13 protein-coding genes are annotated in these 25847 nt (G+C 29.9%); 12 read left to right on the top strand and 1 reads right to left on the bottom strand.

Features of this window, described 5'->3' with window-relative positions:
- Nucleotides 1-51 precede the first annotated feature (51 nt).
- The 11 genes from COL3_RS05210 (at nucleotide 52) to COL3_RS05260 (ending at nucleotide 22341) form a co-directional block, all read left to right on the top strand.
- The gene (locus COL3_RS05210; RefSeq protein WP_008429208.1) at nucleotides 52-9168 is read left to right on the top strand and encodes a glucoamylase family protein; all 9117 of its coding nucleotides are present in this window, start codon (nucleotides 52-54) and stop codon (nucleotides 9166-9168) included.
- Nucleotides 9169-9365: 197 nt separating this feature from the next.
- Nucleotides 9366-10832, top strand: a complete 1467-nt coding sequence (locus COL3_RS05215) for a S8 family serine peptidase (protein ID WP_008429206.1) — start codon at nucleotides 9366-9368, stop codon at nucleotides 10830-10832.
- An 82-nt stretch (nucleotides 10833-10914) separates the two neighbouring features.
- Entirely contained in the window at nucleotides 10915-11625 is a 711-nt protein-coding gene (locus COL3_RS05220) for a lantibiotic protection ABC transporter ATP-binding protein (protein ID WP_008429204.1), read from the top strand.
- 3 nt (nucleotides 11626-11628) lie between these two features.
- The gene (locus COL3_RS05225) at nucleotides 11629-12375 is read left to right on the top strand and encodes a lantibiotic immunity ABC transporter MutE/EpiE family permease subunit (protein ID WP_008429202.1); all 747 of its coding nucleotides are present in this window, start codon (nucleotides 11629-11631) and stop codon (nucleotides 12373-12375) included.
- 2 nt (nucleotides 12376-12377) lie between these two features.
- Nucleotides 12378-13154 carry a lantibiotic immunity ABC transporter MutG family permease subunit gene (locus COL3_RS05230; RefSeq protein ID WP_008429201.1) on the top strand — a complete coding sequence of 259 codons (777 nt, stop codon included), beginning with the start codon at nucleotides 12378-12380 and terminating at the stop codon, nucleotides 13152-13154.
- A gap of 322 nt (nucleotides 13155-13476) precedes the next feature.
- Entirely contained in the window at nucleotides 13477-13647 is a 171-nt protein-coding gene (locus COL3_RS05235) for a gallidermin/nisin family lantibiotic (RefSeq protein WP_008429200.1), read from the top strand.
- 227 nt (nucleotides 13648-13874) lie between these two features.
- Nucleotides 13875-16991 (top strand): lantibiotic dehydratase, encoded by a 3117-nt coding sequence (locus COL3_RS05240; protein WP_008429199.1) that lies wholly within the window; start codon nucleotides 13875-13877, stop codon nucleotides 16989-16991.
- 28 nt (nucleotides 16992-17019) lie between these two features.
- On the top strand, nucleotides 17020-18852 hold the full coding sequence (locus tag COL3_RS05245) for an ABC transporter ATP-binding protein (RefSeq protein ID WP_008429198.1): 1833 nt from the start codon (nucleotides 17020-17022) through the stop codon (nucleotides 18850-18852).
- A gap of 30 nt (nucleotides 18853-18882) precedes the next feature.
- Complete coding sequence (locus COL3_RS05250) at nucleotides 18883-20199, top strand: lanthionine synthetase C family protein (protein ID WP_008429197.1); 1317 nt, start codon at nucleotides 18883-18885, stop codon at nucleotides 20197-20199.
- 47 nt (nucleotides 20200-20246) lie between these two features.
- A complete protein-coding gene (locus COL3_RS05255) occupies nucleotides 20247-20945 on the top strand; it encodes a response regulator transcription factor (RefSeq protein ID WP_008429196.1) in 699 nt (232 codons plus the stop codon).
- Nucleotides 20935-22341 carry a HAMP domain-containing sensor histidine kinase gene (locus tag COL3_RS05260; protein WP_008429195.1) on the top strand — a complete coding sequence of 469 codons (1407 nt, stop codon included), beginning with the start codon at nucleotides 20935-20937 and terminating at the stop codon, nucleotides 22339-22341. Before COL3_RS05255 ends, COL3_RS05260 begins: the two co-directional genes overlap by 11 nt.
- A 101-nt stretch (nucleotides 22342-22442) precedes the next feature.
- Here COL3_RS05260 and COL3_RS05265 read toward each other — a convergent pair whose 3' ends face one another.
- Complete coding sequence (locus COL3_RS05265; protein WP_008429193.1) at nucleotides 22443-24434, bottom strand: carbohydrate-binding protein; 1992 nt, start codon at nucleotides 24432-24434, stop codon at nucleotides 22443-22445.
- Between the two features lie 507 nt (nucleotides 24435-24941).
- Between COL3_RS05265 and COL3_RS05270 the strand changes: the two genes are divergently transcribed.
- Nucleotides 24942-25805, top strand: coding sequence for a YitT family protein (locus COL3_RS05270; RefSeq protein WP_008429191.1), 864 nt, complete (start codon nucleotides 24942-24944; stop codon nucleotides 25803-25805).
- The last annotated feature ends 42 nt before the right edge of the window (nucleotides 25806-25847 follow it).

Below are 25847 nucleotides of genomic sequence, written 5' to 3' on the forward strand. Positions count from 1 at the left end.
TATCTCTATTGAGCAATTGTTTTTAGATTGTGAAAGAAGGGAGTTTTTTACTTGAAAAGAAATAATTCTTATGGAGTGAGAAAGAATGTTTTAAAAGAGCTTGCAGAAGGATTTTCTTGCATCCATGAAAACTTCAAGTATTTTAGTAAACTATCAAAAGATGGTTATAAAGTACTTGGAGCATCTGAATGGCTTCTTGATAATATATATTTAATTGAAAGAGAGTATAAAGCGATAAAGGTTGAGATGCCTATAGATTATTTTAAAGGACTATCTTCTGTAGGTGAAATGAGCAATAATAATGAAGATACAGAACAAATTCCACGCATCTTTACAATAGCAAAAAATTATATAAGCAATGGAAATGAAATTGATTGTGATAAGCTAACCTCTTATATAAATGGACTTCAACAAGAAGTTTTAAATACAAATGGTAATGAAACAGCTTTCACCATGGGGGAATTGTGGGCTTTTCCATTAATGCTTAAAATAGCAATTATAATAAATTTATCTAGATATACAGATGAACTTGTTAGCATCCAAAAAGAGATAATTAAAGGAAAGAATATTGCTGAAGATGTTATAGATGCTCTAAATAATAACAATGATAAAATCAATGATATTATTACTGAGTGTGGAAATGTAAGCGAACTATTTTTACGAGAATTCTTTAGAGTTTTGCGTGATAATTCTGTAGAATATGAAAGAATTCAAAATATAGTAGAACAAAGATGGAAAGCTAATTTAGATAATAATAGTATTAAAAGCGATTTGAGAGAAGAAGTTTTAGAAAGAAATATTGGCGAATATATAACTTCAATTAGAAAAATTGAAGGTATAAGTTGGCGCAAGTTTTTCGAAAATACATCTATAGTTGAAAAGATATTAAAAAAGGATCCTGGAAATATATATAACAGTATGGATTTTGAGACTAAGGATTACTATAGACATAAGCTTGAGGAACTATCTAGGAATGCTGGAACTAATGAGATTGTATTAGCGAACAGGATTCTTGAACTTTCGCAAAATAGCAAAAATAATAAAGAAGAAAATTATAAGTGCCATATAGGATATTACTTAATAGATAATGGATTAAATGATTTAAAAAAATATGGTGTAAACATAAAACCGAAGATTTCAGAGAATACATATGTAGCATTTAATATATTTGGTACACTGTTATTAGGTTTCCTTATTTTATTTATAAGCAGCTTATTGGGGGTCCGTTATACTAGGGCACAATACATAATATCATTTTTAATTATATTAATTCCTATTAATGAAATAATAATTTCTCTTACTAATTATACTGTAAGTAAAATTGTTGATATTAAACAAGTTCCGAAATTGAACTTTAGTCAAGGACTTCCTGACAAATATAAGACAATAGTTGTGATTCCTGCCATTGTAAATTCTAAGGAAAAAATTAAAGCTCTTATGACAAAACTAGAAGTAACTTATTGCGGAAATAAAGATAAAAATCTATATTTTGCTTTACTTAATGATTTTTACGACAGCCAAAGTGAGCGCGAAGATAATGATAATGAAATAATAAAATGTGGAATTGAGTGTGCTAGAAAGTTAAATGAAAAGTATTCTAAGGATTTTAAAGATACTGTTAATAATGAAGATAGATTTTTCTTCTTAAGTAGAAAAAGAATTTATAACAAGAAGCAAAATGTATTCATGGCTAAGGAAAGAAAACGTGGAAAACTAATGGAGTTTATGGCTCTTATTAGAAATAGCAATGAGCATACATATAATGTTTTTAGCTCAGATATTAGTGTACTTAAAGATGCAAAATATCTAATTACATTGGATGAAGATACCTTCATGCCAAGAGAAAGCGTTTTTAAGCTTGTAGGTGCTATGAGTCATGTACTTAATATTCCATATGTTAAGAATAATAGGGTTTTTAGAGGGTATGGAATAATGCAGCCTAAGGTAAGTATAAGTTTAGAAGCTAAGAATGCAAGTTACTTTTCAAGAATATTTGGGGGAGAAGAAGGGGTTGATGGTTATTCTGTAGCTTACTCTGATACTTATCAGGATTTATTTGGGGAAGGATCTTTCACCGGTAAAGGGATAATTTGCATTGATGAATTTTATGAAGTTTTACATAATTCTATTGAAAATGATAAGATATTAAGTCATGATCTTCTTGAAGGCGGTATTGCAAGATGTGCATTATTAAGTGATGTAGAATTTATTGATGGATATCCAGCATCTTACGAATCTAGCTGCAAAAGACTACATAGATGGGTTAGAGGAGATTGGCAGTTAATAGGCTGGTTATTTTCTAATAAAATAAGTTTGTTGTATAAGTGGAAGATATTTGACAACTTAAGGAGAAGTCTTCTAGCGCCAAATTTACTTCTAACTCTTATTCTATCATTAACTGTTTTATATGGAAGAGGTCAAATTGCTCTTTTGTCATTTTTAGCTTTAATAGTTTCTTTGGTATTTACAGTTACAGATTTTGTTGTGACACCTAAAAATAAATTAATGGGAACCTTTAAAAATATTGAGCAGATAGTTTTGATAGTGAGCTTTATTCCTTATCAAGCTTTTTTAATGCTTGATGCTATAATAATCAGCTTATTCAGGGTAATTATTTCTAAGAGAAACCTTTTAGAGTGGCAATGCGCAGAAGATGCGGAAAAAAACTCTAGTAATGATTTTATTGCTTATTTAAAGAGAATGTGGATTGCACCAATAATGGGGTTGCTAATGTTATATTTATCCTTCTATAGTACTTTTGGAGTGATTACTTATAATATTGTAGTTGCTGCCCTTTGGATAGCTAGCCCGTATATGGCATATTGCATAAGTATAAAACTTCCAGAAAATAATAAGCTTAATTTGAAAAATGAAGAAATAACATACCTAAGGAAAATCTCAAGAAGAATATATGCTTATTATGAGGATTTTGTTAATGAAGAGAATAATTACTTAGCTCCAGATAACTATCAAGAAAAACCATTTAAAGGAGTTGCGAATAGAACATCTCCAACTAATATAGGTATGGGACTTACCTCAAATATTGTTGCATACGACTTAGGATATATAACAATGACTGAGTTTATTGATAGAATAGAGCTTATATTAAATAGCATGAAGACATTACAAAAAGTAAATGGCCATTATTTAAATTGGTATGATACAAAGACAAAAGAACCCCTATGGCCAAGATATGTATCAGCTGTTGACAGTGGAAATCTTTTGGGAAACTTATGGGTTTTAAAGAAGGCTATGGAGGAACTAAAAAGTAATAAGGTAATAAGGACAAAAGAAGTAATATCCTTAAATGATATTTATAAGATAATTGAAGATGAAAATCCAGCAATTAAGCCTAAGTTTTCTTCCCATATAAGTATTGGTGAATATTTTAAAGTTTTAAATGAAGTCTTGTTTAAATTTGAATCATTGCAAGAAAACGAATTAAATAAGTCTAAAGAAAGTAATTCGAATGAGGATGATAATAGTAAAATAAGAGTAGACAATGAAGAAACAAATTATTGGGTGGGTAAACTCGTAAGCGAAATCAAGAAAAAGATTAATTACTATGATTTTTTATTTGGGGGTTTAGAAAAGCTGTACAGTAAGGAATTTTTTGAAGGAGTCCCAAGTCTTAAAGAGTTAATCCACAAGTGCGAAGAATATAAAAGAAGGAATGGGGATAACTTTGAGTGTACTTTAGGACAAAAAATAGATAATTTTAATAAATACTTAAATAAAATAGATAATATAGTTAAGGATATAGACACAATCTCAGAGGAAATGGATTTTAATTTTCTTTATGATAAGACTAGAGGGTTATTTTCTATTGGATATAATGTTGAAGAAAAGTCTTTAGGAAATTCATACTATGATTTGTTTGCATCTGAATCAAGGATAGCTTCCTTTGTTGCGATAGCTAAAAATGATGTTCCAGCTTCTCATTGGTTTAAACTAGGTAGAGCAATGACAAATGCGTTTAGAACTCATTCTCTTGTTTCTTGGAGTGGAACTATGTTCGAATATTTTATGCCTTCATTAATAATGAGAAATTATCCTAGAACTTTACTAAGTCAAACTTATAAATCTGTAATAAAGGCACAAATAAGTTTTGCAAAGCAAAAAAAGATTCCATGGGGAATATCAGAATCTGCATTTTATGAATTTGATACTTCAGAAAACTATCAATATAAAGCATTTGGAGTACCGGGTCTTGGGCTTAAAAGAGGACTTGAAAATGATCTCGTAATATCCCCATACTCAACGTTAATGACATTGCCTTTCGCAAAAAATACTGGTATAAAAAATCTTAAGAGGCTTGAAGAATTAGGAACAGTAGGAAGATATGGATTTATTGAGGCTATAGATTATACTAAAGCTGCTGGAGATAAGTATGTAATGACTCTTCCTGGCAGTGGAATTCAGAGTAAAGCAGAGCTTCTTGAAAATGGTGATAATGAACAAAACCTATCAACAGCTGAGAAAGGTTATACACAAAATGTGGATAAGTATGACAATAATGTGGATAACTATAAAAAAGACGTGGATAACGTAAGGGATAAAAAAAGATATTTTGCTAACAAATATAGTGTGAATGATGTTGATAATGTGGATAATTTTGAGGATAATGAAGAATTATACACAAATAACGCTAATTATAAGGCTTCTGGAGCTAAAAGTTATCCACAAAAGGTTAACAAAGTGGCGACCTATATGGTGCATCATTTAGGAATGTCTCTTATGGCATTGGATAATGTATTACTGAATAATATTTTAATTAATAGATTTCATGAATTGCCAGAAATCAAAGCAACAGAACTTTTATTAAAAGAAAGAATTCCTCAAAATGTAGTCTTTGAAAGAAATGAAGATTTCTTTATAAAGAACAGATATTTTGAAGGTGAAACTTTAATTCCAAGAATATTTGAAAATGTTAGACAGGATAATCCGCAGCTCTTATTATTATCTAATGGTGAGTATTCATCTATGATAACAGTAAACGGAAGTGGATACTCTAAAAAAGGTGACACAATGCTTTATAGATGGAAGGGTGCCTCCACAAGTGATGATAGCGGAATGTTCTTCTACATAAAGAATTTAAATTCCAATGATTACTGGAGTTCAACCTTTGAGCCATGTAAAAGCTTAGGAGAAAATTATCAAGCTGAATTTAATTTGGATAAGGCTAAATTCAGTAGAAAAGATGGAAATATTGAAACTAAAATGGAAGTTGCAATTTCATCTGAAGAAAACTTTGAAGTTAGAAAATTAACTTTAAAAAACTTAGGTGATAAAGGTAGAAGTATTGAGATAACAAGTTATATGGAAGTCACATTAGCAGCTTTTAGCGCTGATGTAGTGCATCCAACCTTCTCAAATCTATTTGTTCAAACTGAGTATGATGAGAAAGAAGATATTTTAATAGGAAGTAGAAGAGGCAGAGTTAAGAATGCAAAAGTTCCATATATATTCCACAAAGCTGTTGTTAATGGAGAATTAGAAGGTAATATTACTTATGAAACCTCAAGAATTAATTTTATTGGCAGGAATAGAGATTTAAAGAAACCTAGGGCTATGGACAGTGATAAGGCCTTAGACAATACTGTAGGAACTGTTTTAGACCCTATAATGAGTATAAGAACAAGGGTTAGATTAGAACCGAATTCAAAAAGAGAAATTTACTTTTTAACAGGAATAGGAGATTCTAAAGAGAAGATTTTAGAAATATGTAAAGAAAATAGCGATAATAGCAGACTTGAAAAAATATTCAAAAACTATAGCATAAGCACACAGCTTGAATTGAAGAATCTGGGAATAAAGAGTGCTATAGCTAATGTATTCCAAAGTGCGGCTAGTGCTGTATTCTTCTTAAGTAATAATAGAAGAAACAGAGAAGATTATATTATGAATATTTCAAAACATCAGAAAGACCTGTGGCCCTATGGAATTTCTGGAGATTTACCAATTGTTATGGTAGTAATCGAAAAAGAAGAAGATATAAATTTAGTATTTACTATGATAAAATTCCATAGTTACTTAAGACTTAAAGGAGTTAAGTTAGATTTAGTTATATATAATAACGAAGAAATTTCTTATGATGAACCTCTTCAAAAAAATATAAGAGAAGCAATAAGATCATCTAATGAGAACAATTATTTAAATAAGCCAGGCGGAATTTTTGTTCATAACAAAGCAACAATAAATATTGAGATTGTTAAGCTGCTCATAGGTATTTGTAGAGTATATGTAGATAGCAAGAATAGCTTGAGTTCATATGTGTATTCTGAGAAAAATTTAAATACATATATGGATTTAAATGAAGAAGGATTAAACTCACGTATAGCATTAAGGAATAAAGCACGTTTTGCAGACAAATTCCAAGATGAAACTGTGGATGCTATGGATATACCTTATGAAGTATACGATCATGATGAGGAAGTAATAAATGATTACGATATAATCAAAAATCTAAGTGAGCCGGAAAGTGAAGATAACCATAGTGATGTAGAAAAGAAATCTAGCCATAGTAAAAAAGAAAGGGAATTGGTGTATAATTCAGAAATTTCTAGTTTAGTTGATGCTGATTTAGATATATCTCAAAATATTCATACATCAAATGAGGACTTTAATGCAGATAATCTAGATTTCTTTAATGGATATGGCGGCTTTAATAAAAATGATAATAGCTACATAATTAAATTATCTAATTATAGAAATACTCCAGCACCTTGGATAAATGTTATTTCTAATGATGACTTTGGATTCCATATATCAGAAGTAGGCTCAGGGTATACTTGGTGTGGAAATTCAAGAGAAAATAAAATAACTCCTTGGAGTAATGATTATATCAAAGATCCTATTACTGAGGCGCTTTATATTAAAGATAATAATAGCAAAGATTGCTTCTCAATAACTCCAAAACCAATTAGGGATGGCGGAGAATATTTAATTAAACATAGCTTTGGATATTCTGTGTTTAAACATACAGCTTATGATTTAAAAGGAAAACTTGAAATTTTTGCTCCAAAAAATGAAAGAGTAAAAATTCAAAGAGTAACTTTAGAAAATTTAAGTGATAAAGACAGAGATATTTCTTTATACTATTATGCTAAACTTGTTTTAGGGGTTTACGAATATGAAAGCTCAAGATATGTTTCAACGTATATAAATGGAGAAATACCAAAGGACAAATTAGCAGTAAGCGGTAATAATAATCATAGTTCAAGGACAAATTCCCTTAATGTTAATAAATTTATAGGAGCCCATAATCCCTATAGTGAATATTTTGGTAAATTAAATGCATATCTAACTATTTTAGGTGGAGAAAATATAAGCTTTACTGGAGATAACAAAGAATTTATAGGCATAGGTGGGGAAACTTCTGCCCCTGAAGCCTTAAAGCATGATAATCTAAGTAATAAATGTGGAGGAGTTTATGATCCTTGTTTAGCTGCTAGTACTAAAGTTAAAATAAAACCCGGTGAAAAGAAAGTACTGGTAATTTTATTTGGGCAGGATGAAGTCAAAAATATTGAAAATATTATCGACAAATATAAGTTTTTTGGAAATGTACAAAATGAATTAGATAAGGTAAAACAATATTGGAGACATTTCCTCGGAAATATACAAGTTAAGACACCAGATAAATCCTTAGATTACTTATTAAATGGGTGGCTTCTATATCAAACCTTAAGCTGTAGATATTTAAGTAGAAGCGCATTTTATCAAAGTGGTGGAGCTTATGGGTTTAGAGATCAGCTTCAAGATTCCATGTCTCTCGGAGTAGCAGAAACTGAAATACCAAAAGCTCAAATTTTACGAAGTGCTTCAAGACAATATGTAGAAGGTGATGTACAGCATTGGTGGCATCCAGTTGTTAATTCAGGTATAAGAACTAGATTTAGTGACGACTTATTATGGCTGCCTTATGTAACAGCTGAATACATTAGTTCTACAGGAGATTATGACATCTTGGATGCAACTGCTCCTTATCTTGAAGATGAGCCACTTAGGGAAGGTGAAGATGAAAGATATACAATAGTAAACCAATCTTCGAAAGAGGGAACTATATATGAACACTGCTTAAAAGCTATAGAGAGAGGCTTAAAATTTGGCATTCATAATATTCCTTTAATGGGTAGTGGAGATTGGAATGATGGAATGAGTACTGTTGGAAACGAAGGAAAAGGAGAAAGTGTATGGCTTGGATGGTTCTTATATTCTATTCTAAATAGCTTCATTGAAATTGCTGAAAAGAAAAATGATATGGAAACAAAAAAGCATTATGAAGAGAGAAAAGAATTTATAAGAGAAAACTTAGAGAAAAATGCCTGGGATGGCGGCTGGTATCGAAGAGCGTATTTTGACGATGGTACTCCTCTTGGATCAAGGGAAAATCCAGAATGCCAAATAGATTCTTTAGCTCAAAGCTGGGCAATAATCTCAGGCGCAGCACAAAAAGAGCGTGGAATTGAGGCAATGGAAGCAGTTGATAGAAACCTTGTTAAAAAGGATAAGGGAATGATACTACTGCTTGCACCACCATTCGATAATTCAAAGCTAGAGCCAGGTTATATAAAAGGATATGTTCCAGGAGTAAGAGAAAATGGAGGACAGTATACACATGCAGCAGTTTGGGTAATCTTAGCTTTAACTAAGCTTAATCTTGGAGATAAAGCATTAAAGTACTATAATATGATAAATCCAATTAATCATTCAAAGACTGAATTAGAGTGTATGACCTATAAAGTTGAACCTTATGTAATGGCAGCAGATGTGTACATAAAAGAGCCTCATGCAGGAAGAGGCGGCTGGAGTTGGTATACAGGAGCTTCAGGATGGATGTACAGAGTTGGAGTTGAAAACATTTTGGGACTTAAAAGAGTTGAGAATAAGGGTTATAGTATAAAACCTTGCGTGCCAAATGATTGGAATGAATTTGAGATAAAGATCACAAATGAAAAAGAAGACTATACTATAAAGGTCTTAAGATTAAAGGAACAAAGTAATAAAGGTAATAACAAAATGCAAGCATCACCAAACATATCAACAAATATGGAACAGAGTAATGCAAATAATAGTGTAGAAGTTATTATTAATGGGGAACCAATCAAAGGTAATTTAATTCCAAGAAACGCAGGTAAATTAGATATTCTAGTACATTTTAAATAAAATTAAACTTATACACTTTTATAAATTAAAACTACACATATAAGGAATTTATTTTTCTTATATGTGTAGTTTTTTTATATATTTCCTAAAAATAAGATAGCGATTTACCATTAAAAATTATAAAAATATTAGAATATTATGGTATTCATGTTATATAATGATTATTGTGTCAAATGAATAAGGGAAAGAGGGGAATTATGAAAAAGAAGCTATTTTTAAAAAAATTTTATTCTATTTTAATTACGATTTTATTTGCCAGCACTATGCTTACAGGAATTTGTGTACAAGCTGCGACAAAGGATTCCGGAGATAACATCGATTTAGTGGTATTATTTAATGACGAGAAGGTTGATACCCAGGTTAAAGATTTTATAAGTAAATCAGGAGGAAAGGTAGTAAATACATTTTCAGAAGTTGGAGGACTGGAGGTTCAATGTAAAGCAGATTTAATACCAGAAATTCAAAATTATAATACAGTAAATTCGTTGGCGCCAAACCACAATATTAAAGCGCCAGAAGAAAAAACAATAAAGTTTAAAGACAATAAAAATTTAAATAAGAGTTTAAATAAATCTATAAGTAAAACTGACAATGACGATAATGCTGAAAGCGGCAGTGGTGATTTATATGACTTATACCAATGGGACATAAAGAGAGTAACAAATGATGGAAAAAGTTATGATTTAAGTACTGGAAATCATAATGTGGTTGTAGCTATTGTAGATTCAGGAGTAAAAGCTGATCACCCAGATTTAGAAGAAAATTTTATGGGGGGAGAGAACCTCATTCCTAAGGGGTTTAATAATGATGAAACAGAAACAGGAGATCCTGATGATATAGGGGATAGATTAGGCCATGGCACATATGTAGCGGGAATTATAGCTGCGAATGGGAGAACCAAAGGAGTAGCACCTAATATCGGATTTAGGAGTTATAGGATTTTTGATTCTGAAGGAAATACAAATGCAACCATAGCATCATCAGCGATAATTAAAGCCACTGATGATGGAGCAAAAGTAATTAATTTGAGTATGTCAGGATACGATTTAAAAGGAAAGTGTTATTGGACTGATCCAAAGACTGGTGTTAAATATAAATTAGGTGATGATATGGCAGAGTATGAGCTGTATAAACGAGCAATTAAATATGCAATAAAACATAATGTTACGGTAGTCACAGCAGCGGGAAATGATGGTATTGATTGTGGAAATACAAAAAAATTAACCCAATATCTTAATGATCAAAATGGAAGCAAAGGCTTTAAATATGAAGGGTTAACTTATGAAGTTCCAGGTAGTATAGATGGTGTTATAAATGTTTCAGCTACAGGAAAGACTGATGAGATTGCAAAGTACTCGAATTATGGTAAGAATTTTATAGATATAACAGCACCAGGAGGGGATTCATCTGAAACTGGTTCTATTTTTGATATGTGCTTAAGCACATCAGTTGGTGATTATTGGTTTGTGGAAGGGACATCAATAGCGGCTCCAAAAGTTTCAGCGGTAGCAGGGCTTATTTTATGCAAAGATAGTCATCTAAAGCCAAAAGAAGTAGCCAAATTAATTTATAAAACATCTGAAAAATTAGATGGTAATGAATCAAAAGAATATTATGGTTCAGGATTGGTTAATGCCTATAATGCTTTAAAAACTAAAAAATAAATAAAAATAATTTACTACATTATAAATATATTATAGTTCCTTGCTAAAATAAACTGAAATTAAGAAGCAAGGAGCTTATTTTATGGAAAAATATATTATAGAAACAGATAAATTGACTAAGCGTTTTGGGGAACAAATAGCAGTAAATAACATTTCATTAAAAGTAAAACAAAATGTTATCTATGGACTGCTTGGACCGAATGGAGCAGGTAAATCGACTACCCTAAAATTAATAACAGGTCTTTTACATCCAACATCAGGCCAAATAATCTTTAATGGAGAAAAGTGGAGTAGAAAAAAGCTTGAGGATATAGGAGCACTTATTGAAACTCCAGCTTTATATGGAAATCTTACGGCTAAAGAAAATCTTGAAGTTTATATTAAATTATTAAACTTGCCTAAATCTCGTATAGACGAGGTTTTAGAAATTGTAGATTTAAAAAATACCAACAAAAAAAGGGCATCGCAATTTTCTCTTGGAATGAAACAAAGGCTTGGAATTGCAATTGCACTTTTGAATCATCCTAAATTATTAATCTTAGACGAACCTACAAATGGATTAGATCCTATAGGAATTCAGGAATTGCGTAATTTAATAAAGAGCTTTCCTACGAGGGGGATAACAGTAATTTTATCAAGCCATATATTATCTGAAGTGGAACAAGTCGCTGACTATATTGGAATTATTAGTGACGGAAAGTTAGGATATCAAGATAAAATTGAAAAAGATCAGGACTTAGAGAAGCTATTTATGGAAGTTGTGAAAGAATGTAATTCAAAGGAGGAAGTCTAAAAAATGATTAATATAATTCAAGCTGAGAATTTAAAATGCAAAAGAACCTTTTCAAGAAAACTTATGGTTTTAGCACCCTTATTTTTTGCAATGTACGCAATTTGCATAATGTTTTTCATTGCCGATGGATCAAAATATTATATAAGCATGGTTTTCAATTGGTGGCCATTAATTTTTATGCCTCTTGGGACAGCTTTGTTATGTTCCTTAGCTCATATGAGAGAAAAAAAAGCAGGTAATTATAAAAGTTCATATTTATATAACATTAGCAAAACTGCAGTTTGGTTTAGCAAGATAAGTGTCATAGCTTCATATACTTTTATTTCAACAATAGAGCTATTCACAGTAGTAATATTATCAAATATATTAGTCAGAGATAGTAATATTTCTATTACAAATATATTTGAAGCAGCTATCGTTTGCTGGATTGTATCTTTAGTATTAATTCCTATACATTTATTTATATCATCGTTATTCGGAACTGCTATTTCAATTATAACTAGTATAGTTGGAATTATAGCAGGGGTCATAGCATCTACTGAATCTTTTTGGATATTAATTCCTTGGAGTTTTGGATTGAGACTCATGTGTCCTATTATTGGTGTACATCCAAATGGAACAATATTACCAGAGGGAAGTCCACTATTATCTCCAGATGCAATAGTAAAAGGTATAGTTATTTCTTTAGTATTTTTTGCAGCAGTATCATTTATTACATCAATTTGGTTTAGTAAGCGTGAGGTGCATTAGTAATGAGATTGATTAAAATGCTATGTGTAGATTGGATGAAGATAAAGCGTACGCCTATAAGGTTAATTGCATATATGACACCAATAGTTTACTCAATATGTATGATAATGTATAATAAGCACAATAAATTTCAGATTCAAAATTATGATACATTTTTCAATGCAATGGCTATTATTCTTCCTATTGGAATAGCTTTAATATCAGCACTTATATGTGAACAAGAAGAAAATGCGGGGAACTTTAATGGGTTATTAAGCATACCTACATCAAGAATTAAAATATATACTAGCAAATTAATTATGTTAATCTTAATTATAACTATAGATATTATAGTTTCAACAATTATGATGATTTGGGGATTAAAATTTATAATTCATATGGAAAGCATAGATTATAAAGTATTTATGCAAGGAGCTTTATTTATGAGCCTTGCATCTGTAGCCATTTGTTCTTTAGATTTATTAATAAGTTTTATGTTTGGTATGGGGGCATCTATCGGAATTGGAGCAATGGGAGTTTTGATTGCTGCTATTTTGGGAGCAACACCAGTTGGAGATAGCATATGGATGTTTATTCCCTGGACATATCCAGCTAGATTGGGATTACTTCCAGGGACCTTTATAAATGGAGCTTATATTCCAGTAAACACTAATTCCGTTGAATATTTTAATGTTCAACTTCAGAAGGGCATTTTAAGCATCAGCATATTCTTTATTTTAATAACAATTTTGGGAATAATCTGGTTTGAAAAATGGGAAGGAAAGAAAAGTTATGATTAATTGATAATCTTTAAAATTAGGTGTATCAAAATGATTTAAGAGTCGTTTTGATGCATCTTATTTTTTATAACAAATTACATTATATGGGTAAAAAGATAAAAACTTTAAAAAGTTTGGTGTTAAATTTACTTTTGGTAAAAACATTATAAAAATATTATAATTTGGTATTAATATAAATATGTAAAGTAAATTAGATTTTATTATTAGACAAGCTAAATATAGTATATATCTTATGTTCCGGAAATTTGAAATATGCTTATTTAATGAGTTTAATATTAAAATAAATTATTAGAATAAAAAGAGAGAGATGAGGGAGAAGAATATGGGAAAATTAGATGATTTTGATTTAGACGTAAAAGTAAAGGCAGACACAACAAAAGTAGGACCAGCTATAACTAGTAAGTCTCTATGTACTCCTGGTTGTATCACAGGCGTGTTAATGTGTATTACACAAAACTCTTGTGTATCATGTAAGTCTTGTATAAAGTGTTAATAAATTTTTAACACAAAGAGGGCAGTAAAGAATTAATATATTTTTTACTGCCTTTTATTATACAAGCCATGTTTTAGGAGACTTTTATTAAAATTTAATATAATATGCAATTAGTTATAAAGTTGTGATAAAATATGAAATATATGTTAAATAATGTATTATAATAGATAATACTTTTATATAGTGGATGCAATATTAAACATATTTAAAATAAGGGGATAATTTAGATGAGAGATTTATATAGAAATACAAATACTTTTATGATCAGGACACCCATATTTTCAATAGATAATTACTATGAGTTTTTCAGAAAAGACGGAGAATCAGACAAAATTAAAGATAGATTGCTGGAAATCTGCAATAATTCAGTTTTTAGAGAAGCTATATTAGTATCTAGCAAGAGTTTATATAGCACAATAATAGATTTTTGTGATGGAAAAGAAATCAAAAAATTTGATTATTTCCTTCAATCAATATATAAATACCTGATTAGGATGAGTATGAGACCTACACCTTTTGGGCTTTTTTCAGGAGTGGATTTTGGAAAATACGCAGAAGAAACAGTTATAAGTTATGAGAATGATAATTTCAAGAAATTCGCTAGGCCTGATTTGGAATGGATTATTAAGATTGTAAAAGAGTTAGAAGATAATCATTATAAAAATTTAACTTTTAAGATAAATGACAGCATCTTTATTAAAGGGGAAAGAGCATTATTAATACACTCTACAGATAAAGAAGATAATAATAGAATTGGTGAAATTAGTATTAGAGCTACTAAGCCATTCATGAGGACATATGATTTAGCTAAGGATGGAATTGAATATAACAAATTAAAGTATATATTAATAGATGAGTATTCTATTGAAGACGAAAGTAAAATCGATAACTTTTTAAAACAATTAATAGAACGAGAATTTTTAATATCAAATTTAAGACCCCCATTAACAGTATTAGATCAATTTGATTATCTTATTAATGAAGTTAAGAAAGCTGAAATTGAAATACCGTTAGTAGATGAATTAACAGAAATTAAGGAAAAGCTTAAGCTATATAATGAAACTCCAGTAGGTGCCGGAGAAGAAACATATTTAGAGCTATATAAGAAAATGGAAAGTGTTGCAAATGTGAAAAATATTTTGCAAGTTGATATGAAGTTAAATTTAAGAGATAAGAAAATTAATAAGAAAATAATATCAGATGTAAATGATCTTATGAATATATTATTAGACCTATCAATGTCCATAGAAAATCCAGAACCATTTTTATCAAAATATAAGCAAGAATTCATTGAAAAGTATGGACAAGATAGAGAAATATCACTATTAGAAATGTTAGATAATGATATAGGTATAGGTCCGCCAATGAATTATGAAAGACCTAGAAATAATAGATCTTTAGATGTTTCTGTAAATGAATTATTAGATAATAATGTACGAGATTACTTTATGGAAAAGTATTTTCAGGCTCTTAAGACCAATAGCAGAAATATAGCTATAAGAGACGATGAAATAAAGAATTTAGAATTGCAAAAGATTGATTACGAGAATATTCCAGATTCATTAGAAATTAATTTGCTTGTAAAAAATAAATCTGAAGATAACTTAAGTGATGAGTTTCAATATTATATTGGTCCCAATTTAGGTTCGACTAGTGCAGGGAAAAGTTTTGGAAGGTTTTCACATATGATGAGCGAACCTAAGAAATTTTTTGAAGAATTAGATGAAAGAAATATTGAGCTAATTGATAGTGAGGAATACGTTACTTGCGAAATCTCATATTTACCTAGTGAAGTTAGGAATGCAAATGTGACTAGAAATATTCATAGCAGTGAGTATGAAATGTCACTATTTACAAACGGCAGTAAAGATAATTTATATAGAATAAAGCTTAATGACATTTATATTGGATTAGAAAACAATACATTTTATGCTAAAAGTAAAACTCTAAATAAAAAACTATTACTTACAATAAATAATATGCTTAATCCTCAAACTGCGCCTAATGCTATAAGGTTTTTAAATGATATAAGCTTAGATGAGAAGAAACTCTGGTATAAATTTGTTTGGAGCGATGTATACAAAGATTTTTCATATATACCAGCAATTAAATATAAGAATTTCGTAATAATGCCTGAGACTTGGAAAATGAATAAAATTAACATGAAAATTAATAAGAAGACAGAATTTAATGAATTTAAAAATCAGTTTAATGATTACCGCATAAAATATGGTGTCCCACAATATGTATATATAACTTTTGCAGATAATAGAATACTTTTAAATCTCGATGATGAGCAATGCGTTAAAATATTATACCACGAATGTAAGAATAGCTTTAATGAGATAATCTTAAATTCTTATGAAGAGGAAGGTGTAAATATTGTAAAGGAAAGCCATAAAGATTATATATGTGAACTAGTAATTCCGCTGACAAAAATTAAGCAGGAAACTATAAGCGATAAAGTTTCAGCTAGGATGTTAAGTAGTGATATAAGCAGTTTGTCAAAAGAGCGTGTAAAAGATCCTTTTGATGAGTGGCTTTATATTAAATTATATGGCATAAGCTCAAATGTTGATGATTTAATAGCCTATTATATCTCGGAGTTTTGTAATGAACTAGTAGAGGAAGAAATTATAAGTAAGTACTTTTTTATGAGGTATGTTGATCCAGAGCAGCATATAAGATTAAGACTTAATTCAAGCCAAGAAAAACTATTAATGATATATCCAAAGATAAGGGAATGGCTATCTATGATTAGAAAAAAAGGCTTAATGACATACTTCTCAATAGATTCTTATGATAGAGAAATTGAACGTTATGGAGGTATAGAATTAATTAATATTGCCGAAAAAGTCTTCTTCTTTGATAGCATTGTAACAGAGGATATATTAAGAGCAAAAAGAGAAGGAAGCTTTGATTTTTGCGATGAAATAATAGGAATGATTTCTGTAGTACACTATATGGAGAGCTTTGGCTTGCCATATGCTAAACAAGTAGAGTTTTTACGCTCACAAGTTAGTTCATCTGAGTATAGGGAAGACTTTAAGCAAAAACGTACTGAATATATGAAATTATGCAACAGTAATAAGGATTGGGAAGGCTTAAGGGAAAGTGAAGAAGGAAATATATTAATAGAAATATTAAACAAGCGAAGAAAAATAATTGAATACTACGGAAATAAAGTAAGAGAAAATGAAGAAGTATCAACAGATTTATCAATTTTAGATAGTATAATTCATTTAAACTGTAATAGAATGTTTGGTATTGACAGAGAGTTTGAAAAAAAGGTTAGAGCTTTAGCATCTCATGCTTTATACGCATTAAAGCACTTTAAATCATAGTAATAGCTTAAATTAAGGAGGTTAAAATTTGAATGTAGAAAATTATGATGATCACGTCTCTTTAAAAGATATAGTAAAAGCACTGAAATTAATACCTAAGACAATTAGTTTGATAAAAGAAATAGATAAAAGGAGCTTTTATACTATTCTCATATTTAGTTTGATCATAGGTTTGTGTCCTATAATAACTTTGTTTGGATCCCAGCATCTGCTAAATATGATTACAACAAAAGATTTTGAAAAAGTTATATATGCATTTGGATTTTATATTGCTGCAAATTTGTTCAGTGAAATTATAGGATCTATTGTGGAGTTTTATCAAAATAAATTTCAAACTTTAATCAACTATAAGCTTAACTATAAAGTGATGAAAAAATGTACGAAATTATCACTAAAACATTTCGAGGACTCTGAAATTTATGATAAATTACAGAGGGTGCAAAATGAAACTTCATATAAACCATATCAAGTATTTTTATCAATATTAAGCTTAATTACATCAACTGTCACATTAGTATCATCAGTTACTATAATAATAAATTGGAAACCTTGGGTACTGCTTATTTTAGTATTGATTCCGCTAACTTTTTCATTATATTTCTTTAAAATAGGTCAAAGAGAATTTAACGTTAGTTGGGAAAGAGCTACGGATAGAAGGAAGTCATGGTATCTATCGTATTTGCTAACCAGGGATAATACTTTTAAAGAAATAAAATCCTATGGCATAGGAGAATACATTTTAAATAAGTTTAAAAGTATTAATAAAGCATTTGTTAAACAGGATATTAAGCTATTTAAAAGAAGATCAGTCTTTACCTTTGTCTTTGAGTTTGTACAACAAGTATGTACTGCTGTAATACTTCTTATTATTGTATATTCAGCAATCATTGGAGAAATTTTAATTGGAAATGTTGTTGGATTTATAAATGCATTAAATTTAATACAGAGTAATTGTAAAGGTGTGCTTAATACTATATATACGTTATATGAAAATAATTTATATATTAGTCAGTTGTTTGAATTCTTAGATATTAAGGAAGAAAACTTTATTGATGAAAATAAGAAATTAATGAAAATTAGTAATATTAAAAGCTTAAAAATAAAAAATCTGACCTTCAAATATCCTAATTCCTATAATACAGTGTTAAATAATATAAATCTTGAAATTGCAAAAGGAGAGAGAATTGCCATAGTTGGACCTAATGGATCAGGGAAAAGTACATTAGTAAAACTTATATCAAAATTATATGATTTAGAGGATGATAGTATTTTATATAATGGATATTCAATAAATGATTATGATGAGGGTGCACTTAGAAGCTGTATTGCAATTTTATTTCAGGATTTCACTAAATACGAACTAACAGTAAGAGAAAATGTAGGCTTTGGAAATATTGATAATATCAATGATGATGATAATATGAGGACAGCTCTGGACAAAGCTAGTGCTAAATTTATTAATAATATGGATGAACAGCTTGGATTATGGTTCCAAAATGGAGTACAGCTTTCAGGTGGGCAATGGCAGAAAATTGCTATAGCTAGAACCTTCTTTAGAGATGCTTCCTTATATATACTGGATGAACCAAGCTCAGCATTAGACCCTATTGCTGAAAAAGAAGTTATTGATATGTTTATAAGGATGACTAAGGACAAGATTGGAATATTTATTTCTCATAGACTATCTACAGCTATGCTGGCTGACAAAATAATTGTAATGAATGCAGGAGAGATAATTGGAATTGGAACACATAAAGAATTATTACTAAACAATGAAGTATATAGACGTATGTATGAAATGGAAAGCTTACAGCATCAAGAAGATTTACAAAATAAAATAAAGCTCGATTCAGTTATATAACGAATCAATTTACATTTATGGGGGAGAAAAATGAGAAATAGAAGTGTAAGGAATATAGTTTGGGATATAGGAGAAAAGCTATCGGATTATGAAAAAGTAAAAGAGATAGTTAATAATGAGAAGAATTATATAAACTTTGAGGGAAACTTTTTAAACCCTTTTAATGAATTAAGCTTAAGTCACGGAATACCTGCACTTTGTGTATTGTATGGGGAATTGAATGAGCAGTACCCAGAACAAGGCTGGGATGTAATAGGACATGAATACATGAAGAGAATGGGAGAGTATATAGAAGAAAAGGGGATTACATCACTTTCCATGTTTAGTGGTGTTTCTGGAATAGGGCTTTCTGCCGTATGTCTATCAAACAATAGAAGCAGATACGGAAATTTTATTTCCAGCATGAATTCTTTTATCGAAGAAAATATACCGGGGTTTATAGAAATATTAAGAAATAAGGAATCTCTCAACATGTCTGATTATGATGTCATTGAAGGGGTATGTGGAATAGCTAATTACTGTATGTTATTTCCTAACAATGAAGAAATGAAACAAGCTCTGAGATTGATTGTCGGATATATAATTGAATTATGTAAAGATAAAACTATTAATGGATTAGTGCTTCCAGGATGGTATATTTCGGCTGAAAATCAATTTTCGAAGGTGGATCAAAAGCTTTGGCCAGAAGGCTGCTTTAATATAGGCCTATCTCATGGGGTACCTGGCATGCTCCTTGTTTTATGTAATTCTACAAAATGTGGTATTCATTTAGAAGATCAAGATGATAGTATCAATAAATTAGTAGACTTTCTTATAAAGTTTCATATAAGTAACGATAAGGAAAATTACTGGGGGTCACACATATCTCTAGAGGAATATAGAGAAGGTAAGGTTAATAGTACAAATAGCAGAGATGCCTGGTGTTATGGAACTCCTGGAGCAGCTTATTCTGTACTTATAGCAGGAAAATATTTAAATAACATGGAATATATAGATGAAGCAGTTAACGCAATGAAAGGTGCAATAAATAGACTTAGAGATATTTACTCTCCAACATTTTGCCATGGCTTTTCTGGAATAGCTTATATTTCTAATAGATTTTATGAGGTGACTAAACAGCAAGATTTTAAAAAAGCGGCAATAGATTTAACAGATAAAATATTAGAGTTATATGATGAAAAGGCACCCTTTGGATTTTACAATATGGAGAAGAGTGAAGAAGGTATGGACTACCTTGACTATATCGGCATTATTGATGGAGTAACAGGAATAATATTAACATTGCTGGCAATTGAAAATGGGAAGAAGACTCCCTGGGACTGTGCATTCTCCTTACAAGAGGTTTAAAATTCGCAGGACTAGGAATGACTAAATAAAAAATAAGGTGAAGTATTATGGAACAAAAAAGAATATTAGTAGTAGATGATAATGATGATATTTGCAGTATGATAAAAAGGTACCTCGAGGCACATAATTATTATGTTGAAACATATGAAGATGGTGTTGAAGCTTTAAAAATTATCCTTGAAAATAAATTTGACCTAATAATACTTGATATAATGATGAATAACGTAGATGGTATAGAGATTTGTAGTATAATTCGGGATAAGATTAATTGTCCTATAATATTTTTAAGTGCAAAAAATTTAGAGGAAGATAAGGTTAGTGCTCTTGCAGTTGGTGGGGATGACTATATTACAAAACCATTTGGATTAAAGGAATTAATGGCAAGAATTGAATGTCATTTAAGGAGAGAGGAAAGAATTTCACAAAACAAAAATTATATTTTGAGCTCTAAAAATATGATTATTGACATTTTAACTAAGGAAGTCTTTTGCTCTGGAACGAAACTAAAGCTCAGAAAGAAAGAATATGAGATAATTGAATTCTTTATGTTAAACAAAAATATAATGTTTTCTAAAGAGCAGATATTTAATAAAGTATGGGGAATTGATTCAGAGAGTTATTTAGAAACTGTTACAGAAAGTATAAAGAATATAAGAAGAAAAATTAAAGAAGCAGATCCTAATACTTCATATATAACGACAGTTTACGGCTTTGGTTATAAATGGGAGGTTACGGATGCTAAGTAACAAAACCATTAAAAGCGATTTTTATTTATTGGTTATAAAAATATTTTCGTATACTTTTATATCAACGATAGTTGCATATGCACTTTTGGTTGTATTTTTATTTATATCTACTAATTATATGAAAACAGCGGACTACTATGAGAAATATTTAAATGAAATAGAAGATGGAATTATAAGAAATATAGATTCGGTGCTTCAAGGGCGCTTGGTAGATTTGAATTCATATTCGGATAAAATCCAAGGGGAAGTTGTAGATATTAATGGGAATCATTTATTTGGAGATGCTGATATAGTAAATAAAAATATAGATGTATTAAAATCTATGGAGATAAATACAGTTAAAGATAATTATGTATATAGATGTATACCGTTAGTACAAGACAATTGCATAAGATATATTTATGTCTTAAGAGCTCCCTTTGGATACATAACAAATAATATTCATGAAAGGCCAGATATTGTAGCTATATATATTACTTTAATTGCATCTCCAGTTATTTTCTTTATCATGTATTTATTTCTATTCACAAAAAAGTTATATAAATCTATATCAAAAAACATTCAAATATTACTTAATGCAGCAGGAGAAATATCAGAAGGAAATTATTTATTTGAAATTAAAGGACTTCAAGGAAAAGAATTTAAAACCATACAAGATTCGTTCAATAAGATGATAAATGCATTGAAAGAAACAATTGAAGGTTTATCTAAATTAGAAAATGAAAGAAAAATGATTACATCATCGATAGCACATGATATAAGAACTCCAATAACAGTAATAAATGGAGAGTTGGAACTCATAAGTGAATTAAAGGATGAAGAGAATTTTTCTATCGATGATTATATAGAAACAATTAAAAGAAATTGCGATAAAATGGTCAAGCTTACAGATAACCTATCTCTAATATATAAAGTAGATAATTTGAATTTTTTATTTAGGATACAAAAAGTTGATTTAAATAAATTACTCATAGAAAAAAAGAGGGAGTTATTATCTTTAGCAAATAAGAAAAATATAGAATTTCAATTTGATGTGAACTTAAGTAAAAAATATTATATGTTGGATGAATCAATGCTAAATCGTGTATTAGATAACATACTGCATAATAGCCTTAGATTCACAAACAGTGGTAGGATAAAGCTGATTGTATATGATGAGAATACTGAAGGCAGAATTTATTTTAAGTGCATAGATACCGGAACAGGCTTTAAAGAAAAAGATACACACAAATTATTTTCAGCATTTTATCAAAGTGAGTCATACAAAAACCATTTTGGTTTAGGATTATATATAGCTAAAAAAATTGTTCAAAACTATCAAGGAGAAATTTCAGCATATAATAACGAATATAATGGCGCTACAATCGAATTTTTTATAGTAGAATTGATGGATTAATTGAATAATATTAAAAAAAGAATCACACATTAAGTAGATTATATAATTACCTTAATGTGTGATTCATAATTTTAGAGGAGTAAATTAAGTTTATATGAAAATTATTGAGCTACAGAATAGTTATAGTTAGCTGAGTTGTTGCTATCCCAAGCCCCTGAATTACTCTTGAATGCCATATTTAAATCAGAGCTTCCTGATGGAAGGTTTATTGCTGCTGCCCATCTTCCATCAGATTGTTTAGTCATAGTAACATCTGCTGGATTTGTGAATCCGTTATATCCCCAATGTAAAGTTATTGAAGAGGAACCAGCCGCTAAGCTTCCATTATAGTATACAGTAGTTGATTTACCTGCTGTTGGAGCAGGGTTAACTTGAACTGGAACTGATGATGACCATACTTGTAAGTGCCAATCTTTGCTGGAGTTATTATCCCAACTAGAGCCATTAGTAAAATCAAAATCTAGTTTTGTAGCTGATGAAGGGATTGTAATAGTTGCTGCCCAGAATCCATCTGAACGTTTAGTCATAGTAACATCTGTTGGATTTGTAAATCCATTATATCCCCAATGTAATTTCATTGAGCTTGAATTTGCTAAAGAACCGTTGTAGTATATTGTGAAACTGTTACCTTGAACTAGAGTACTGCTATCATAGTCAACTTTATAACCTGAATGCGGTGCATAATTAACAGGTGGTGGAGGTGTTGATCCATCATAAAGAACAACTACTGAATTAGCAGGAATGTTTCCAGATATAGTTCCATTTGAAACAGTTAAAGTACAATTTGCACTACCTTTATTAGTATAAGTACCATTTGCTAAATTTGTAGGAGAGTTAACAGATGTGCTTCCTCCATCATTGATTATCACAGTACCAATACTTCCTCTATCTATTAACATTGTTGTATTATTGTTTGTCCATCTCAAGTATTCACTTTGTCCTATCATTGCATTATGGAATTTATTAATTGCTGCTATATCAGGATCTTTCCAAAGACCATCACCTTCAGCTCCTATACTGCCAGTAGGTCTGTCAAAGAATAATGGTGTAGTATTTGCACGAGCAGCAACTATAGCCCAGCCAAGTTTTCTTTGAGTATCTGTTAAAGATTTACTTGTTCCATCTTCATAAGTATCATGAGTCTCTACAAAGTCTACTGCTTTAGTTGAATCAACTCCTCCTAAAGTAGTGCCAAGTGAACTTAAATTTGTTGAAGTTACTGCACTTCTCACTGAGCCGCCAAAATTACTTGCAGTAACATTCATAAATGATTCATAAGCTCCAATATTATCTACTGATCCATCTTGTAAGATTTCACCATATATAAATAAATTTGATTTATTGTGCAGATTACCTAAAACGTTCGTCCAGTAATTTCCTGCCCAAGACTGATTGGAATCGATGCCGATATTAGTTTCAATATGCTTAGCTGCATCAAAACGGAATCCATCAGCTCCCGCATCTACACATTGATTTAAGAAAGTAATTGCTTTATTTTGAACAGCAGAGCTTTGAGTATTTAAGTCCGGCATACCTATGCCTTTTTGTGTTATATCATATCTATTGTTCCAATTACTGCATTGTCCTTGATTATGATATAGGCTGGAATCTTGAAAGCTAGGATCTACACTGGAATCTAATTGATCTGGATTTCCGTTATTAGCCATATGATTCATTACTACATCTACAACAATTGAAATACCATATTTATCAGCTTCACTGCAGAGTGCCTTGAAGTCATCGTAGGTTCCAAGTTGGGCATTACCAACTGATTGATTTGTTGGCTGATATAATAACCACCATTGACTTGGATCTTTGCTTGTACTTTTTGTTCCCTGTACAGGAGATACCTGAACTGATTTATATCCTGCTGCTGCTATGTTTGGAAGCTCATTCTTTATAGTTGTAAAAGACCAGTCAAAGGCATGAAGAATGGTTCCATCTTTAGTATTGGATGGCAGAGCGGTACTGGTTGCAGCATAAGCTGCTGTTGAAATTCTTCCCGTGCTAAAATCTATAAAAGGCGCGGGGAGGAAGTTTAGGCTTAAGAATAAACCTGAAGCAATTAACCTGGATAATAATTTTTTTCTCATTTTGATATCACTCCTAATAAATAAATTTTTGCTCACTTTTCGCAAACGGTTGCACAAATGCGTGATGAACACGTATATTTAAAAATTAAAAAATAACATTTCACCATCCTTTCTTTAATGAATCATTTGATTTATAAAATAACCTTAAGGTTTTTTTATTGAATAGTTATAATGTTATTGTACAAGACAAATATAAAATTTTTCTAATGTCTTAGGAAATATTTTGTAGATATGGGCTTAATTTTTAAGCCTAGCTAGTTTATATTGGCTGTTTACATTGACAGCAATTGTTTCGTTCCTTATTTCTTTTTTATAAATAATACTACTGAATTATAATTATTTTATAATCAATCCAATTAAATTTTGATATAAAGATAAAATTATTAATAATTGTTTGCAAAATCACAAAGACTATTTGTAGAAAGAAAAGATGTGTTGTTGAAAATACGGCTGATTGAATATACAATTATATTTTGTAATTATATTCAAACTGTAAGGAGTATTTAAATGGGAGCGTATTATTATAAGTATAAAGGAAATGTAGTTGATGTATTTTTTATATTTTTAGGCTGTATGATAGCATCTATGGGAGTAAATCTATTTTTAGTACATGCAAAGCTCCTAAGTGGTGGTGCTACAGGTATAGCTTTGATTTTGGAGTATACTCTTAGGATTCCAGCTGGTGTTGGTGTATTTATAATTAATATACCATTAATTATATTAAGCTATAAAAAATTTGATAGATGTTTTACTTTATATACAACAATAGGAATGCTATGCTTTTCAGTTTCACTCATTATAACAAAACCTTTAGTATACCTAATTAACATGGAAAATGACTTACTTATTTTTTGTATATATGGAGGAGTTCTATTAGGTATTGGTTTGGGAATAGTATTTTTGAGACATGGTTCAACAGGTGGACTTGATATTGTTATTATGTTAATAAGGAAAAAATACTCAAATTTTAATATAGGTGCTTTAGGATTTTCACTTAATCTAGTTATTGTTACGCTAGGAGCAATAATTTTTGGACTTCAACAAGCATTATATACAATTATTTCACTGTTTATTCAAAGCATGGTTCTTGATAAAGTATTAAAGGGATTTAATAGTAGGAAGCTTCTTCTTATTGTAACTAGAAAAGAAGAGGAAATTATTGAATATGTAATAAAGGATCTTAACCGCGGAATAACCTCATTATTTGCAGAAGGTGAGTACACTCATGACAAAAAGAAAATGCTTTATTGTATTGTAAGTTCACATCAAATGGTTGAATTAAAGACGGCTGTGCATAGAATTGACCCAAATGCATTTATAACAATAATTGATATATCAGAAGTCAGAGGAAAAGGATTTTTAAATATTTAATTTTTTCATATGCCTGATAAAAAAGATAGAATTTGCATTAGT

This window comes from Clostridium sp. LS, from assembly GCF_002760435.1.
Taxonomy (GTDB): Bacteria; Bacillota; Clostridia; order Clostridiales; family Clostridiaceae; genus Clostridium.